The sequence below is a fragment of the Thioalkalicoccus limnaeus genome, assembly GCF_041197575.1.
Taxonomy (GTDB): Bacteria; Pseudomonadota; Gammaproteobacteria; order Chromatiales; family Chromatiaceae; genus Thioalkalicoccus; species Thioalkalicoccus limnaeus.
Window position 1 is genome coordinate 1 of the sequence record NZ_JBDKXB010000009.1, and the last position, 15,965, is coordinate 15,965.

General features: G+C 65.6%; 12 protein-coding genes. 10 read left to right on the forward strand and 2 right to left on the reverse strand.

Translation table 11 applies throughout. The features are described 5' to 3' along the window. The 6 genes from infB to ABC977_RS08800 all read left to right on the forward strand — a co-directional run. Positions 1-2,326: translation initiation factor IF-2 (infB, locus tag ABC977_RS08775; RefSeq protein ID WP_369666875.1), on the forward strand; the 2,326-nt coding region annotated here is incomplete at its 5' end. Continuing rightward, positions 2,326-2,703 (forward strand): 30S ribosome-binding factor RbfA, encoded by a 378-nt coding sequence (gene rbfA / locus ABC977_RS08780; RefSeq protein WP_369666876.1) that lies wholly within the window; start codon positions 2,326-2,328, stop codon positions 2,701-2,703. The genes infB and rbfA, both read left to right, overlap by 1 nt. 17 nt (positions 2,704-2,720) lie before the next feature. Further along, positions 2,721-3,635 carry a tRNA pseudouridine(55) synthase TruB gene (truB, locus tag ABC977_RS08785; RefSeq protein WP_369666877.1) on the forward strand — a complete coding sequence of 305 codons (915 nt, stop codon included), beginning with the start codon at positions 2,721-2,723 and terminating at the stop codon, positions 3,633-3,635. Positions 3,636-3,917: 282 nt separating this feature from the next. Next, on the forward strand, positions 3,918-4,187 hold the full coding sequence (gene rpsO, locus ABC977_RS08790; RefSeq protein ID WP_369666878.1) for a 30S ribosomal protein S15: 270 nt from the start codon (positions 3,918-3,920) through the stop codon (positions 4,185-4,187). A 158-nt stretch (positions 4,188-4,345) separates the two neighbouring features. Then, a complete protein-coding gene (gene pnp / locus ABC977_RS08795) occupies positions 4,346-6,448 on the forward strand; it encodes a polyribonucleotide nucleotidyltransferase (protein ID WP_369666879.1) in 2,103 nt (700 codons plus the stop codon). A 68-nt stretch (positions 6,449-6,516) separates the two neighbouring features. Beyond that, positions 6,517-9,930: a mechanosensitive ion channel domain-containing protein gene (locus ABC977_RS08800; protein ID WP_369666880.1), complete on the forward strand. Its 3,414-nt coding sequence runs from the start codon at positions 6,517-6,519 to the stop codon at positions 9,928-9,930. A gap of 87 nt (positions 9,931-10,017) precedes the next feature. Here ABC977_RS08800 and ABC977_RS08805 read toward each other — a convergent pair whose 3' ends face one another. Then, positions 10,018-10,200, reverse strand: coding sequence for a PA3496 family putative envelope integrity protein (locus ABC977_RS08805; RefSeq protein WP_369666881.1), 183 nt, complete (start codon positions 10,198-10,200; stop codon positions 10,018-10,020). A gap of 346 nt (positions 10,201-10,546) precedes the next feature. On the opposite strand from ABC977_RS08805, the gene ppx reads away from it, so the two are divergent. From ppx to galE, 4 genes are all read left to right on the forward strand, one after another. Further along, positions 10,547-12,064 (forward strand): exopolyphosphatase, encoded by a 1,518-nt coding sequence (ppx, locus tag ABC977_RS08810; RefSeq protein WP_369666882.1) that lies wholly within the window; start codon positions 10,547-10,549, stop codon positions 12,062-12,064. A gap of 122 nt (positions 12,065-12,186) precedes the next feature. Next, the gene (locus ABC977_RS08815; RefSeq protein ID WP_369666883.1) at positions 12,187-12,600 is read left to right on the forward strand and encodes an SCP2 sterol-binding domain-containing protein; all 414 of its coding nucleotides are present in this window, start codon (positions 12,187-12,189) and stop codon (positions 12,598-12,600) included. Positions 12,601-12,714: 114 nt separating this feature from the next. Next, complete coding sequence (locus tag ABC977_RS08820) at positions 12,715-13,161, forward strand: protein YgfX (RefSeq protein ID WP_369666884.1); 447 nt, start codon at positions 12,715-12,717, stop codon at positions 13,159-13,161. A 15-nt stretch (positions 13,162-13,176) separates the two neighbouring features. Then, on the forward strand, positions 13,177-14,187 hold the full coding sequence (gene galE / locus ABC977_RS08825) for a UDP-glucose 4-epimerase GalE (RefSeq protein WP_369666885.1): 1,011 nt from the start codon (positions 13,177-13,179) through the stop codon (positions 14,185-14,187). Between the two features lie 258 nt (positions 14,188-14,445). Here the strand turns inward: galE and cysS are convergent, their stop codons facing one another. Next, positions 14,446-15,873 carry a cysteine--tRNA ligase gene (cysS, locus tag ABC977_RS08830; protein ID WP_369666886.1) on the reverse strand — a complete coding sequence of 476 codons (1,428 nt, stop codon included), beginning with the start codon at positions 15,871-15,873 and terminating at the stop codon, positions 14,446-14,448. Positions 15,874-15,965: the final 92 nt, after the last annotated feature.

Consider the following 15,965-nt stretch of genomic DNA (forward strand, 5'->3'; position numbering starts at 1 on the left):
GAGCCGACCACCCGCAGGGCGGGCGAGCGACGAGGTCCGCCGCCGCTCCGAGCTCGAGTCTCGCCGTGCCGAGGTCGAGGCGCGTCGCCTTGCCGAGCAGGAGGACCAGGAGCGCCGGGCGCGCGATGAAGAGATCCGGCGCCGCGCTGAGGAAGAAGCGCGGCGACAGGCGCAAGAGCTCGCGCAGCGCGAGGCGGAGGCCCGGCGTCTTCAGGAAGAGGCCGAAGCGCGCGCCGAGGTTGCCGAGGAGCCGGTTACCGTCGACGACGAGCCCGAGCTTCCGCGCGAGACGCCCAAACCGCACAAGGCGGCGAAGAAGGCGGCCGATGTGGTCGAGCGACCGGGTAAGAAACAGGCCGAGCCGGGCGAGAAGGAGCGGTCGATCAAAAAGGCCGCGCGCAAGGACTCGATCCGCGCCCGCGAATTGGAGAAGCCCGAGACCGAGTATGTCGAGGACGACGCCAAGGAGCCGGTCGCGGGCGGTCGGCCGGTGCGCCGCAAGCGCAAGGTGGCCAAGCCGCAGCTCCAGGACAAACATGGCTTCCAGAAGCCGACGGCTCCGGTCGTCCGCGAGGTCGAGATCCCTGAGACCATCTCGGTCGGCGAACTCGCGGCGCGCATGTCGGTCAAGGCGGCGCAGGTCATCAAGGAGCTGTTCAAGCAGGGGGTCATGGTCACGATCAATCAGGTCATCGACCAGGATACCGCGGCGATCGTCGTCGAAGAGCTCGGGCACAAACCGGTGGCGGCTGAACGCAAAGACGTCGAGGATGAGTTGATCGCCGAATTGGCGCGCCAGGTCGACCAGATCGAACAACGCTCGCGGCCGCCGGTCGTGACCATCATGGGGCATGTCGATCACGGCAAGACCTCGTTGCTCGACTACATCCGCCGCACCCGCGTCGCGTCCGGCGAGGCCGGTGGCATTACGCAGCATATCGGCGCCTATCACGTGCAGACCGACAAGGGGGTCTTGTCGTTCCTCGATACGCCCGGGCATGCGGCCTTTTCGGCGATGCGCGCCCGTGGTGCACGGGTCACCGATATCGTCGTGCTGGTCGTCGCGGCCGATGACGGTGTCATGCCCCAAACGATCGAGGCGATCCAGCATGCGCGCGCCTCGAACGTGCCGATCGTGGTGGCGATCAACAAGACGGACAAACCGGACGCGAATCCGGATCGGGTGATGCAGGAGCTTACCCAACAGCAGGTCGTCGCCGAGGAGTGGGGTGGCGACACCATGATGGTCAAGGTCTCCGCCAAGACCGGCGAAGGCATAGACAACCTGTTGGATGCACTGCTGTTGCAGGCCGAGGTGCTCGAGCTGAAGGCGCCGACCGAGGGCCCGGCGCGTGGTGCGATCGTCGAATCCAGCCTCGACAAAGGCCGCGGGCCGGTGGCGACGGTGCTGGTGCAGGCCGGCACGCTTCACCGTGGCGACATGATCGTCAGCGGGACCGAGTATGGGCGGGTGCGGGCGATGTTCGACGAGAACGGGCGCAGCGTACAGGAGGCCGGACCCTCGATCCCGGTGCAAGTGCTTGGGCTATCCGGCACGCCGAATGCTGGAGACGATGTCCTGGTCGTCGTCGACGAACGCCGCGCCCGCGAAGTCGCCGAGTTGCGCACCGCGCGCGAGCGCCAGAGCAAGCTCGACGATCAGCGCGCCGTCAGCCTGGATCAACTCTTCTCGCAGCTCAAGGAGGGCGAGCAGAAGGCGGTCAACCTGATCCTGAAGGCCGATGTGCAGGGCAGCGTCGAGGCAATCCGCGACAGCCTGCTGAAGTTGTCGAATGACGAGGTCAGGGTCGCGGTCGTCGCGACCGGGGTCGGTGCCATCACCGAATCCGATGCGAACCTCGCCGTGACCTCGAATGCGATCCTGCTCGGCTTCAATGTTCGAGCGGACGCCGCGGCGCGCCGGGTCATCGACGAGAAGGGGCTGGATCTGCGCTACTACAGCATCATCTACGAGCTGATCGATGACGTGAAGAAGGCGATCAGTGGCATGCTGAGCCCGGTTGTCACCGAGGAGATCATCGGTCTGGCCTTGGTCCGTGATGTCTTCCGTTCGTCGAAATTCGGCGCGATCGCCGGCTGCATGGTCACCGAGGGAACGATCCGCCGCAACAGCCCGATTCGTGTGCTGCGCAACAATGTCGTGGTCTTCGAAGGGGCGCTCGAGTCGCTGCGCCGCTTCAAGGATGACGTGCCCGAGGTCAAGGCTGGCACCGAGTGCGGCATCGGCGTCAAGAACTACAACGACGTACAGACCGGTGACCAGATCGAGGTCTTCGAACGCACCGAGCGCGCGCGGGTATTGTGATGAAGGAGTTCGACCGTACCGCCCGGATCGGAGCCGAGATGCAGCGCGAACTGGCGCTGATCCTGCGCGCCGAGGTGCGTGACCCGCGGCTCGGCGACATCACGGTGCAGGAGGTTCGGGTCAGTCGTGATCTTGGACATGCCAAGATCTTCTTTACCTGTTTTCCGCTCGATGACGGCGGGCACGAGCAGGCCCGTCTGCTGAACAGTCGGCTGGCCGGCTTCCTGCGCCGCGAGCTCGGTCACCGCCTGAGGCTGCGAACGATACCCGAACTGCACTTCGTGCATGATGAGACGGTGCGCCGCGGCGAACGGCTGTCGAGCCTGATCGACGAGGCCGTCGCGACCCAGCGGCCGGATCCGGAACAGCAACCCTAAACGGGATCATCCAATCTATGGCACGACGTCGCAGGCCTGGCCGGGATGTCAGCGGCATATTGCTGCTCGATAAGCCGATCGGGCTCACCTCCAACGCCGCGTTGCAGCGGGTCAAGTACCTGTTTCGCGCAGCCAAGGCTGGCCATACCGGCAGCCTGGATCCATTGGCGACTGGGCTCTTGCCGCTTTGTTTCGGCGGGGCGACCAAGTTTTCCGGTTTCCTGCTCGACGCGGACAAGCATTATCGTGTTCGGGTGCGACTGGGCGAGACCACGACGACCGCCGATGCCGAAGGCGAGATCACGGCGCGGGCGCCGACCGATCAGGTGACCGAAGAGGGCTTGCGCGCGGTGCTGGAGCGGTTCGTCGGCCAGATCGAGCAGTTGCCGCCGATGTACTCGGCGGTCAAGCATCGCGGAGAACGACTCTACAAGCTCGCACGGCAAGGCGTCGAGGTCGAGCGGGAGCCGCGCGTCGTCACGCTCTTTTCGATCGTCCTGCGGGTCTTCGAATTGCCCGATTTCGAGATCGACGTGCATTGCTCGAAGGGTACCTATGTACGCAGCCTGGCCGAGGACATCGGCCAGGCCCTCGGTTGCGGCGGCCATGTCGTGGCCTTGCGTCGGACCGGCGTTGGTCCGTACCTTGACGGTGCGACCGCGTTCGTGACGATCGAGGACGTCGAAGGCGCCGCCGAGATCGGCCCCGAGGCCCTGGATGCGCTGCTGTTGCCGCTCGAGTCGGCGCTGAGTCATTGCCCGCCGCTGCGCCTGTCGGAAGACGCGGCCTTCTACCTCCGGCAAGGCCAGGCCGTGCTGGTGCCGCGCGCGCCGACCGAGGGCCTGGTCCGCCTGTATGATCCGTCGAACCGGTTCATCGGTGTCGGCGAGATCCTCGATGATGGGAAGGTGCAGCCCAAACGCCTGTTCTGAGGGTGCCCCGGGCGGGACCGGGATGCCCGTTGGATTCCAGCCGCTAGAGCCGCTGGACATGACGCGGAGAGGCCAGCGGATCGTCGCTCTGCGTGTCGAAGAATGGCCTGTAAGGCGATTTTTCGAGGTCCCATTGACTCGGCCTGACGCGTCAGGCCGAGGCTGAATACCCGTGGGCCAAAGCCCCCTGAAGCCATTGTCGGGGGGTGGCCGCCGACCCGGATCCGGGGAGGTGCGAGGCCCGTTAGCCATTGACTCCATTTTCGATTTGGGAGCCGAACCATGACAATGAGCACTACCGACAAACAACAGATCATCGAAGACTACCGGCGTGGCCCGGGCGACACCGGATCCCCCGAGGTTCAGGTCGCGCTGTTGACGGCCCGTATCCAGCATCTCACGGAGCACTTTTCGGCGCACAAGCAGGATCATCATTCGCGCCGCGGCCTGGTGCGGATGGTCAACAGCCGGCGCAAGCTCCTGGACTATCTAAAGACCAAGGACCTCGACCGTTATCGCACGCTGATCGCGCGGCTCGGCTTGCGTCGCTGACCTGCTTGCCCCGCGCCGCCGGTCCGACGCCCCTGCTCGTCGATCCGGCGGCGCCCGATCCATGCGGGCCCGGGCCGACGAACGATCCTGGTTTCGGCGCGCTCGCCGAAGCCACCTCCGCCCATGCCTGCGGTCAGCCACCCCCAGAGGACTAGCCTGTGATCCCAACACCGATTCGCAAGACCTTCCAGTACGGCGATCAAACCGTGACCATCGAGACCGGCGAGATCGCCCGTCAGGCCGATGGCGCCGTGCTGGTCAATATGGATGACACGGTCGTGCTGGTTACCGTCGTCGTCGACAAGCGACCGGGCGCCGTCAAGGACTTTCTGCCGCTGACGGTCGAGTACCAGGAGAAGACCTATGCCGCCGGGCGCATCCCCGGTGGCTTCTTTCGGCGTGAAGGCCGCCCGAGCGAGAGCGAGATTCTGACCGCGCGCTTGATCGATCGCCCGATTCGGCCGCTTTTTGCCAGCGGCTTTCGCCAAGAGATCCAGGTCATCGCCACCGTCAAATCGCTGAACCCGGCGGTCAACCCGGAGGTGCCGGCGCTGCTCGGCGCGTCCGCGGCGCTGGCGCTGTCCGGCGTCCCCTTCAACGGCCCGATCGGCGCCGCCCGCGTCGGCTACAAGAACGGCGAGTACCTGCTGAACCAGGCGATCGTCGGGCTGGGACCAGACAGCGACCTGGACTTGGTCGTCGCGGGTACCGAGAAGGCCGTGCTGATGGTCGAGTCCGAAGCCCGCGGCCTGACCGAGGAGGTCATGCTCGGAGCCGTGCTGTTCGGCCATCAGCAGATGCAGGTCGCGATCCAGGCGATCCGTGAGCTGGCGGCGGAGGCCGGCAAGCCACCGATGGCCTGGAACGCGCTGTCCGCGGATACGGAGTTGGCCGATGCCGTCGCGGCCGCTTGTGGCACGCGGATCGCCGAGGCCTATCGCATCAAGGAGAAGCTCGATCGCTACCAGGCGCTCGATGCGATCCGCAGCACCCTGATCGCCGACCTCTGTGCCGGTGACGAACCTCAGTGGACCGAGGCGCAGGTTCAGGGCGCGATCGAAGTGTTGGAGAAGAAGACCGTGCGCGCCGCGATCCTGGCCGGCGAGCCGCGTATAGACGGCCGTGATGCCCAGACCGTGCGACCGATCACGATCCGCACCGGAGTTCTTCCTCGGACGCACGGCTCGGCCTTGTTTACGCGCGGCGAGACGCAGGCGCTGGTCGTCACGACCCTCGGGACCGAGCGGGACTCGCAGATCATCGACGCGCTCGGCGGCGAACGCCGTGAGCACTTCATGCTCCATTACAACTTCCCGCCCTTCTGCGTCGGCGAGACCGGTCGCGTCGGCAGCCCGAAGCGCCGCGAGATCGGTCATGGACGCCTCGCCAAGCGCGGGGTCCTGGCCGTGATGCCGAGTATCGACGAGTTTCCGTACTCGGTGCGGGTGGTTTCGGAGATCACCGAGTCGAACGGCTCCAGTTCGATGGCCAGCGTCTGCGGTACCAGCCTGTCGCTGATGGACGCCGGTGTCCCGGTCAAGGCCGCCGTGGCCGGCGTTGCGATGGGTCTGATCAAGGAAGGCGACCGATTCGCGGTGCTGACCGACATCATGGGCGACGAGGACCACCTCGGTGACATGGACTTCAAGGTCGCCGGTACGACCGCCGGGATCAGCGCGCTGCAGATGGACATCAAGATCGAAGGGATCACCCGGGAGATCATGGAGGTCGCGCTCGCGCAGGCGAGGGATGGCCGGCTGCACATCCTGGGAGAGATGGCCAAGGTCATCGACGTCCATCGTGCCGAGATGTCCGAGCACGCGCCGCGGATCATCGAGATCAAGATCCACCCGGAGAAGATCCGCGATGTCATCGGCAAGGGCGGTTCGACGATCCGTGCCATCACCGAGGAGACCGGGGCCACGATCGACATCAGCGACGATGGACTGGTCAAGATCTTTTCGGTCGACAAGCTCGCCGGCGAGGAGGCCAAACGGCGGATTCGGCTGATCACGGCCGACGTCGAGGTCGGCAAGGTCTACGAAGGCAAGGTCGTGCGCCTGATGGACTTCGGCGCCTTCGTCTCGATCTTGCCCGGTCGCGACGGGCTCGTTCACATCTCGCAGATCTGCGAGGAGCGGGTGCAGAAGGTCAGCGACAAGCTGGCCGAAGGCGACGTCGTGCGCGTCAAGGTCCTGGAGGTCGATAAGCAGGGTCGGATTCGTCTCAGCATGAAGGCGATCGACGAACCGCCCGCCTGATATCTCGATAGCGCCGCGTAACCGTTCGGTTGCGCGGCAGGGTCCATCTCGTAGTCCTTGTGTTGGCCATGCCGCTGATCGTCTTGTTGGTGCTGACCCTTTGGTCGGCCGGGGAGTGCCTGGCACTCGAAACCGCGGTGGGGGCCGAGACGCGGGTCACGGCGGCCGAGGTCGAGCGTCATATCCAGGAGATCGAGGCGGCCGCCGAGCTCGATGAGGAGACGAAGACGCGGAACCTGGAGCTGCTGCGCCGGGCCCTGTCGCAATTGGACGAGGCGCAGCGGCACGAGGCCCAGGCGGTGGTCTTTGCGGAGGCCTTGACGACGGCGCCAGCCGAAACGGCGACGATCCGCGAGGCCTTGGCGCGGTCGGCACCGAGCCCGGAACCGCTGCCACCGGATCTGACGCTGACCGCGGTCGAGCAGCGCGTTGCCCAACAGCAGGCCGAGATCGCGGCGGCCGAAACCCGTCTGGCGGAATTGGACAAGGTGCTGGCCGGCCGCGCCCAGCGGCCGGATCAGATTCGCCATCGCGTCTCCGAGATTCGTCGGGCGCTCGACGACCTGAGTGGCGAACTGGGACAGATGCCGCTAGAGGGCGAGCCGCGTCTGGTCACCGAGGCGCGTCGGTTTGCGCAGGTGGCAGCGCGCCAAGCGCTGTGGGCCGAAGGAAACAGCCTCGAGCAAGAATTGCTGAGTTTCGATGTGCGCACGGAGCGGCGCCGTGCCGAACGGGATCAGACCGCCGCGCGCCTCGAGCGTCTGCGTGCCGAGCTGCGGCAGCTCGAAGAGGTGCGTAATCAGATGCGGCGGGCTGCGGCGGAACAGGCCGAGGCCGACGCGAAGGCGGCCGAGCGCGACGCCGCGTTCGCGCATCCGCTGGTGCAGGACCTGACCCGGCGGAATACCGAGCTCAGCCAGGCCATGACGGCGCTGACGGCCGAGCTCGATGGCGTTGGCGACAGCGCGACGCAGATACGGCAACAGATCCAGCGTATCAACGAAGAATTTACGTCCGCGCGGCAACGCATCGAGATCGCCGGCGTGACCCATGCGCTCGGTCAGGTCCTGATCGAGCGTCGGCAGCAGCTGCCGGATCTGCGGGTCTTCCGCACGCAGATGGCCGAGCGTCAGGAGGCCCTGGCCAATTCGATGCTGCGCCAGCTCCAGTATGACGAAGAGCGGCGTACCAAGCGACAGATCGATGGCCATGTCGAACGGGAGACGGAGACGGTCGACGTGGCGCAACGCGAGGCGGTCGCCGAACAATTGCGGGACGCCACGCTGCGTCGGCTCGATCTGTTGGATCAGGCCATGCGCCTCGAGGAAAGCTACCAGCGAACGCTGAGCGATCTGAACTTCGCAACGGCGGAGCTGCTCGAGGCCGCGGCCCACTACGACGCCTTCCTCGCCGAGCGTTTGCTGTGGGTACGCAATGCGTTGCCGGTCGATCTCACGTCGATCGTGACGCTGCCCGCCGCCATCGCGTGGTTCTTGGCTCCGGCCGGTTGGTCCGATGTGGCGCGCGTGGCGGCCCACGAGGCCCGTTCGGCCGCCGGCTTCTGGGTCCTGGTCGCCGTCGTGGTCTTGTTGCTGTCGAGGGAACGAGCCATCCGCAAGGCCTTGCGCGCGACGGCCGAACCCTTGCGCCGGATTCGCACCGACAGCTTCAAGTACACCTTGCAGGGTCTCGCCTTGACGGCCGTGCTCGCCGCGCCCTGGCCTCTTCTCCTGGCCGCGATCGGCTGGCTCCTGGTCGGGTCGCTCGAGGCCTCGGTCTTCACCCGCAGCGTCGGCACGGCCGCGATCGCGATCGCCATCGGTCTCTACTACCTGCGCGCGTTTCGCACGCTGTGCCTGACCGGGGGGGTCGCCGATCGCCATTTCCGCTGGTCGTCAGAGACGCTGACGCGGCTGCGGCGCAATTTCGATTGGGTCACGGTCGCGCTGGTGCCGATCGCTTTCGTCGCCGTCATCGTCAACAACCAGGACAACACCGCCTACAGCGGGAGCCTCGGTCGCCTGATGCTGGTCCTGTTGCTGCTGGGCTTCACGGTCTTCTTCGCGCGTCTGTTGCACCCGACGAAGGGCGTTTTCAGCGATTATCTCGCGTCGCATCCCGATGGCTGGGCCAATCGGCTGCGTTATCTCTGGTACTCGGCGATCGAAGGGGTGCCGTTGGCGCTGGTGGCCTTGGCGCTGCTCGGCTATGTCTATACCGCCGGTACTCTGCTGCAGGCGCTGGTGAGCCAACTGTGGCTGGCGCTCGCGCTCGTGGTCCTGCATCAGTCGATCGTCCGCTGGCTGATGGTCACGCGGCGCCATCTGGCGTTTCAGGCGGCCCTGGAACGTCAGGCTGCGCGTCGCGCCGAGGCCGAACGGCAGCAGGGCGGCGAGGTCGTCGATGAGCGCAGCGCGAGTGTGTTGCAGGTCGATGAGCCCGAGGTCGATCTCGCCTCGCTCGACGAACAGACCCGCAAGCTGATCAACATGCTGATCTTCATCGCCGGGGTGCTGGGGCTGTGGCTGATCTGGCGCGACATGCTGCCGGCCCTGGGGGTCCTGGACCGGATTGCGTTGTGGCATTTCACGGCCGTCGTCGATGACGCGGACCAGCTGGTGCCCTTCACGCTCGCCGATTTCGCGCTGGTCGTCGTGATCAGCTTCGCCGCCTTCGCCGCGGCCCGTCACCTGCCGGCGCTGCTCGAGATCCTGCTGCTCAAACAGACCTCGGTCAGCGCCGGTACGCGCTATGCGATCACTACGCTGGTCAGTTACGGCATCTTCGCCGTCGCGATCCTATTCGTCTTCGGCAGTCTCGGCATGTCCTGGTCGCAGGCCCAGTGGTTGGTCGCGGCTCTGGGCGTCGGCATCGGCTTCGGCTTGCAGGAGATCGTCGCCAACTTCATCAGTGGCCTGATCATCCTGTTCGAGCGGCCGGTTCGGGTCGGCGACATCGTGACCGTCGGTGATACGACCGGCGTGGTCACCAAGATCCAGATCCGCGCGACGACGATCCGCAATTGGGATCGCCAGGAGCTCCTGGTGCCGAACAAGGAGTTCATCACAGGCCGGTTGTTGAACTGGACGCTGACCGATCAGATCAACCGCATCACGATCACCGTCGGGGTCTCTTATGGAAGCGATACGCGCAAGGCGCTGGAGCTCCTGTCCGAGGTGGCCCGCGAGCATGAGCGCGTGCTGGATGACCCGGCGCCGCTGATCAGTTTCGAGGGCTTCGGGGACAATTCGTTGACGTTGGTGCTGCGATGCTTCCTGCCGTCGCTCGATGGACGTCTCGGCATCATCACCGAGCTCCATCAGGCGATCGACGACAAGTTCGCGGCGGCCGGTGTCGAGATCGCGTTCCCGCAACGCGATATCCATTTGCATGCCGACCAGCCGCTCGGTATCCAGTTGATGCCGCCCGTCGATCGGGTCGCATCTGGTCGCGACACGACCGTGCCCTTGACGAAGGATTGACTGGTATCGGGCGCCCAGGTCGGACGCGGCGGCTCATGGCCGCGTCAACGGGGGCGAACAGCCAGTGGTCGTTGGCCGGGATCGGCGTCAGCTCAAGTCGTCGAAGTCGGGATCATCGAGCAATTGGCGCAGCCGATGCAACTCGCGCAGCCGCTCGATGCGTCGGCGGATAGCTAGGTTGGACGAGTCCGGCTTGTCGCCGGACGGTCGGCTCACGATGGAAAAGGGTTCCACGGATTCGTCCATATCGCGGGATTCGGTTTCGAACATGGTTGGCTCCTAGACGGGCAAACGACGAATTGGCGGCTATCTAACGCAAGTTTCGATCGTGAAAACACCAATAAATCTAAATTGTCAAGATCAGGCTTTTCCGGGCGTGCTGGTGCGGCCACCGGGTCGATCATCGAGGCCCGAGGATCGAGGGCCTTGCGGCCCCTCGGTTCTGCGGATCGCCGGGCGAGCGGCCGCGGCGCCGGTAACGGTGGTAAGCTGTCTGCGCCTGGATCGACGTATCGATGTCTCGTCGCGACCGGCGGTCGCCGGCGGGCCTTGGTGATGCGCCAGCGATCCGGACCGCGACGTGAATACCCTGTCGAGCAACGAATCGGTCCAATCGATGCCATCAGCACCGACCTTCCTCGTCACGCCACCGCCGAGCCTCGTCGCGGCGGTCGACCTCGGGTCCAACAGCTTCCACCTGATCGTCGCCCGCATCACGAACGGTGATCTGCAGGTCATCGATCGGATCAAAGAGATGGTCCGTCTCGGCGAAGGGCTGACCGTCGACAAGACGCTGCGTTCCGACGTCGTCGAGCGCGCCCTGGCCTGCCTCAGGCGCTTCGGTGAACGCCTGCGCGACATGCCACCCGGCAGCGTGCGCGCGGTCGGCACCAATACTCTGCGCCAGATCCGCCCGGAGACCGGTTTCCTCGAACAGGCCGAGCAGGCGCTCGGGCATCCGATCGACGTGATCGGTGGTCGCGAAGAGGCGCGCCTGATCTACCTGGGTGTCGCGCACGGCCTCGCGGCCGGCGACGAGCAGCGGCTGGTCGTCGATATCGGTGGCGGCAGTACCGAGCTGATCATCGGGCAGGGATTCACGCCGAGACTTCGCGAGAGCCTGCACATGGGCTGCGTCAGCTTCTCGCAGCGTTTCTTCGCCGACGGCCGAATCACGGCCAAGGCCATGGAGCGGGCCGAGTTGGCCGGGGCGCTCGAGGTCCGGCCGATCCGTGAGCTCTTTCGCCGCACCGGCTGGCACAAGGCCGTCGGCAGTTCCGGTACCGCGAAGTCCATCGCGGCGGTCGTGACGGCCGAGGGTTGGTCGACCGATGGCATTACGGCGGAGGCGCTGGAGCAGCTGCGCACCGCGCTGATCGCCGTCGGTTCCTCGGCGGCGATCCCGTTCAAGGGCGTCAGCGAACAGCGCCGACCGGTGTTCGCTGGCGGTGTCGCGGCGCTGCGATCCCTGTTCTTGAATCTCGCGATCGAGCGGATGCAGGTGTCCGACGAGGCCCTGCGCGAAGGGCTGATCTACGAGATGGTCGGACGCATCAATCACGAGGATGTTCGCGAGCGCACGGTGCGCGCCCTCGCCCAGCGTTTCGGCGTCGACCAGGTACATGGCCAGCGTGTCTGGGAAACGGCCGCGACCCTCTACGAGCAAGTCGCCTGGGATTGGCAACTCGCCAATCCCGATCATCGGACCCTGCTCGGTTTTGCGGCGAGCCTGCATGAGATCGGGCTCGTGATCTCCCACAGCAACTATCAGAAGCATGGCGCCTACCTGCTGAACAATGCCGATCTGTCCGGCTTCACTCGCCATGAGCAACAGATCTTGGCCACGCTGGTCCTTGGGCACCGGCGCAAATTCCCGACCAATGACTACGTCGCGCTACCCAAGGCGCAGCAGGCGACCGCGCGGCGTCTCGGTGTTTTGCTGCGGCTTGCGGTGCTGATCCATCGTGGCCGTGCGGCGATCGACCCGCCGCAGGCCTGTCTGCGCGTCAACGGCGACGAGCTGTGCCTGGTCTTTCCACCGACTTGGCTCGCGCAGCATCCGTTGACCCGCTTGGAGCTCGAGGAGGAGGCCGCCCGGCTGGCGGCGGCGGGCTTTTGTCTCGAATTCGGGTAGAATCCGGCCCGTGCTGTTGGGCGGCCTTGCCCCGGATCGCGCGGCAGCAGTATCCGCGCCGGCCGCATCCCAAGCGGTGGTCGGTACGGCCTTTCACCTGTCAACCTGGAGGACCGATAACCATGGCCAAGCTCTTTTCCGCGGAGTGGATGAATCAACTCAAAGATGCCTGGAACGGCGAGCCGGACATCAAAGGCAAGCTTGCCGAGATCAAATTCAATTCGACGATCACTTGGGGTTTCAAGGACGAGGAGAATCCTCGCGGCATCATCGTCGTCGAGAACGGCGAGTGCGTGCGGGCCGGCGAATGGTCCGGCGAGTCCCCCGATTGGGATCTGCGGGCCGATATCAAGGATTGGCTCAAGTGGATGGAGAAGAGCGTCGGGATGATGGGTCTCGGCGCCGCTTACACCACCGGTAAGCTCAAGTTCAAGACCGGGGACTACAAGTCGATGATCAAGGACCCGCGCATGGCCGGTCCCTTCGTCAAGACCTTCGGCCTGTTGAGCAAGATCGGCGCCGACGAACGCGGCTGATTCTCTTTCGACCGGCTGGCTCCGGGTCCGCCATCTGACGGTGACGGTCCCGGGGGCGCGGTCTGCACGGCGCTCGTCGTTCGAGTTCGGCGCCGCGACAACGAGGCACCAAGGATGGAGCATCAGCGTACCCCGCCGTTGGCGATTCGCCCGAGGTTATCGTGGCGGCTGGCCGGCTGTCTGGCCCTGCTGTACGGGGCATCGGTCGCGCTGGTATGGCTGTTGCCGTTGCCATCGTGGGCGCGGATCGCTCTGACCTTCGTCGTCTGTTTGGATCTGGTCCACCAGATCGGCTTGCATCTGGGCCGCTGGTGGCCCTGGGCGATCCGAGAGGCGATCTGGCTGGCCGATGGGGCCTGGGTCGTGACCCTGGTGTCGGGCCGGCGCTATGAGGCGCGGCTGGCCCCGACGACCTTCGCGTCGGTCGGACTCATCGTGCTGAATCTTCGCTGCGGGCGTTTCCGGTATCGCGCGTTGCCCTTGGTGGCCGATAGCCTCGACCCCGACCTGTTTCGCAGGTTGCGCGTACGGCTGCGTTTTCGAGCGCTGGACCGGTTCTGAATCGGAGGTACCCCGATGCGGGTGTTGGTAACTGGTGGGGCGGGCTATATCGGGAGTCACACCTGCGTCGAACTGCTGATGGCCGGCTATCAGGTCGTCGTCGTCGACAATCTGTCGAACAGCAAGGTCGAGGCCCTGAATCGGGTCCGATCGATCACCGGGCAAACGCTCGATTTCGTCGAGGCCGACCTGCGCGATCGCGCGGCGCTCACGCGGATCTTCGAGCGCGATGCCTTCGATGCCGTGGTCCACTTCGCCGGGCTCAAGGCGGTCGGGGAATCGACCGAGAGACCGCTCGACTATTACGCGAACAATGTCGGCGGGACCATCACCCTGTGTCAGGTCATGGCTGAGGCAGGCGTCCGACGCCTGGTCTTCAGCTCGTCGGCGACCGTCTATGGCGAACCGGCCAGCGTCCCGGTCGACGAAGGCTTTCCGCTGTCAGCGACGAACCCCTACGGTCGCACCAAGCTCGTCATCGAGGAAATCCTGCGCGATCTGTGTGCCGCTGATCCGGCCTGGCAGGTCGTGTTGCTGCGCTACTTCAATCCGGTCGGCGCCCACCCGAGCGGGCAGATCGGCGAGGATCCAAACGGCATCCCGAACAACCTGATGCCCTATGCCTCGCAGGTCGCGATCGGCAAGCTGACCAAGTTGCGGGTCTTCGGAGGTGACTATCCGACCCCGGACGGCACCGGTGTGCGGGACTACATCCATGTCGTCGACCTGGCCCGCGGGCATGTCAAGGCGCTCGAGCGGATCCACGCGCTGACCGGGGCCGTACCCTTCAACCTGGGCACTGGGCGCGGGTACAGCGTGCTCGAGATGATCCGCGCGTTCGAGCGGGCCAGCGGCCGTGCTGTTCCGTACGAGATCGTCGCGCGCCGCCCGGGCGATATCGCGACCTGTTTCGCCGACCCGAGCCGGGCACGAGCCGAGCTCGGTTGGTCCGCGGAATACGGCATCGACGCAATGGTCCGCGACGCCTGGCACTGGCAGTCGCAAAACCCCGACGGATACCCGTAGCGGCAACTCCCGGAAAATAACGCACCAGGCTTACCCGGCTGTCGGTTGAATCACCACAGATTGGGTGTAGGTGCGGCTTCCCCCGCAACCTCGGTGTCGGTGCGGCCTAGCCCGCAATCCTCCATGTAGGTGCGGCTTCAGCCGCACGAAGCCAGGGCCCTGGTCTTCCGGCTGAATTGCGTTGCGGCTTCAGCCGCACCTACGCCGCGCACCAGTCAACCCAAATGTCATTTTATCTTGCGGGCTCGAAGGCGAGGGTCAGCCACGTCGCCAGGTCGTGCCCGTGGGGCCGTCTTCGAGCAGGATGCCCTCGGCCTGCAACCGGTCGCGGATCCGGTCCGCCGCGGCCCAGTCTTTGGCTCGACGGGCTGCGAGCCGCTCCTCGATCAAGCGCTCGATCTCTTGGTTGGCCAGGATGGCCGGTGTCCCGACGTTGCCGGCGTCTAGCCCCTCTGATTCTATGGCACGAGGTGCGCCCTTCAGATAGTCCTCGGGGTCCGCTTCGAGCAGGCCGAGGACCGCGGCGAGCTCGCGCAGTTCGTCGGCCAGGGCCGCGGCGCGGCCCTCGTCGGTGGCGCGCGCGCGGTTGATCTCCCGCGCCAGGTCGAAGAGAACCGCCAGTGCTTCCGGCGTGTTGAAGTCGTCGTCCATCGCGGCCCGAAACCGCTCGCGAAAACCTTCGCCCTCGGCCGGGGACACGGCCGTCCGTAGTCCGCGCAACGCCGTGTAGAGGCGGGTCAGGGCGCCGCGGGCCGTCTGCAGTTGCCCCTCGTCGTAGTTCAGCGGGCTGCGGTAGTGGCTGGTCAGGATGAAGTAGCGGACCTCCTCCGGTCGGTAGTGTCGCAGGATCTCGCGCACGGTGAAGAAGTTGCCGAGCGACTTCGACATCTTCTCGTCGTTGACGCGCACGAAGCCGTTGTGCATCCAAATGTTCACGTAGCGCTCGCCGGTCGCCCCTTCGGACTGGGCGATCTCGTTCTCGTGGTGCGGAAACTGGAGATCGGCGCCACCGCCATGGATGTCGAAATGGTGGCCAAGCGCGCAGGTCGACATCGCCGAGCATTCGATGTGCCAGCCCGGGCGGCCCGGGCCCCACGGCGAATCCCAGCTCGGCTCGCCTGGCTTGGCGGCCTTCCAGAGCACGAAATCGAGCGGATCCCGCTTGGCCTCGTCGACCTCCACCCGGCTGCCGGCGCGAAGATCCTGAAGGTCCTTGCCGGAGAGCCGCCCGTAATTCGGGAAGCGGCTTACTGCGTAATAGACGTCGCCATTGTCGGCCTGGTAGGCGAGGCGCTTGTCGATCAGGGTCGCGATCATCGCCTGGATCTCGTCGATATGGGCCGTCGCGCGCGGCTCGTCGGTCGGTGGCAGCACGCTAAGCTGTGCGGCGTCCTCGTGCATCGCGGCGATGAAGCGCTCGGTCAGCGTGGCGATGGATTCCCCGTTCTCGGCCGCGCGCCGGATGATCTTGTCGTCGATGTCGGTGATATTACGGACGTAGGTGACCTGATAATCGAGATGGCGCAGATAGCGGTAGACGATGTCGAACACGACCATGACCCGGGCATGACCGAGGTGGCAGTAGTCGTAGACGGTCATGCCGCAGACATACATGCGGACCTGTCCGGGTCGAATCGGGATCAACGCCTCTTTCTGGCGGGTCAGGCTGTTGTGGATCTTGAGCATGGGAGTCCTTCGGCTTGTCGCGGCGCCCGGATGGTAACAAAGCCGCCGAGTCGTACCAAATACTTAGGGTCGAAGGGGCGCGGCTGGTCAGC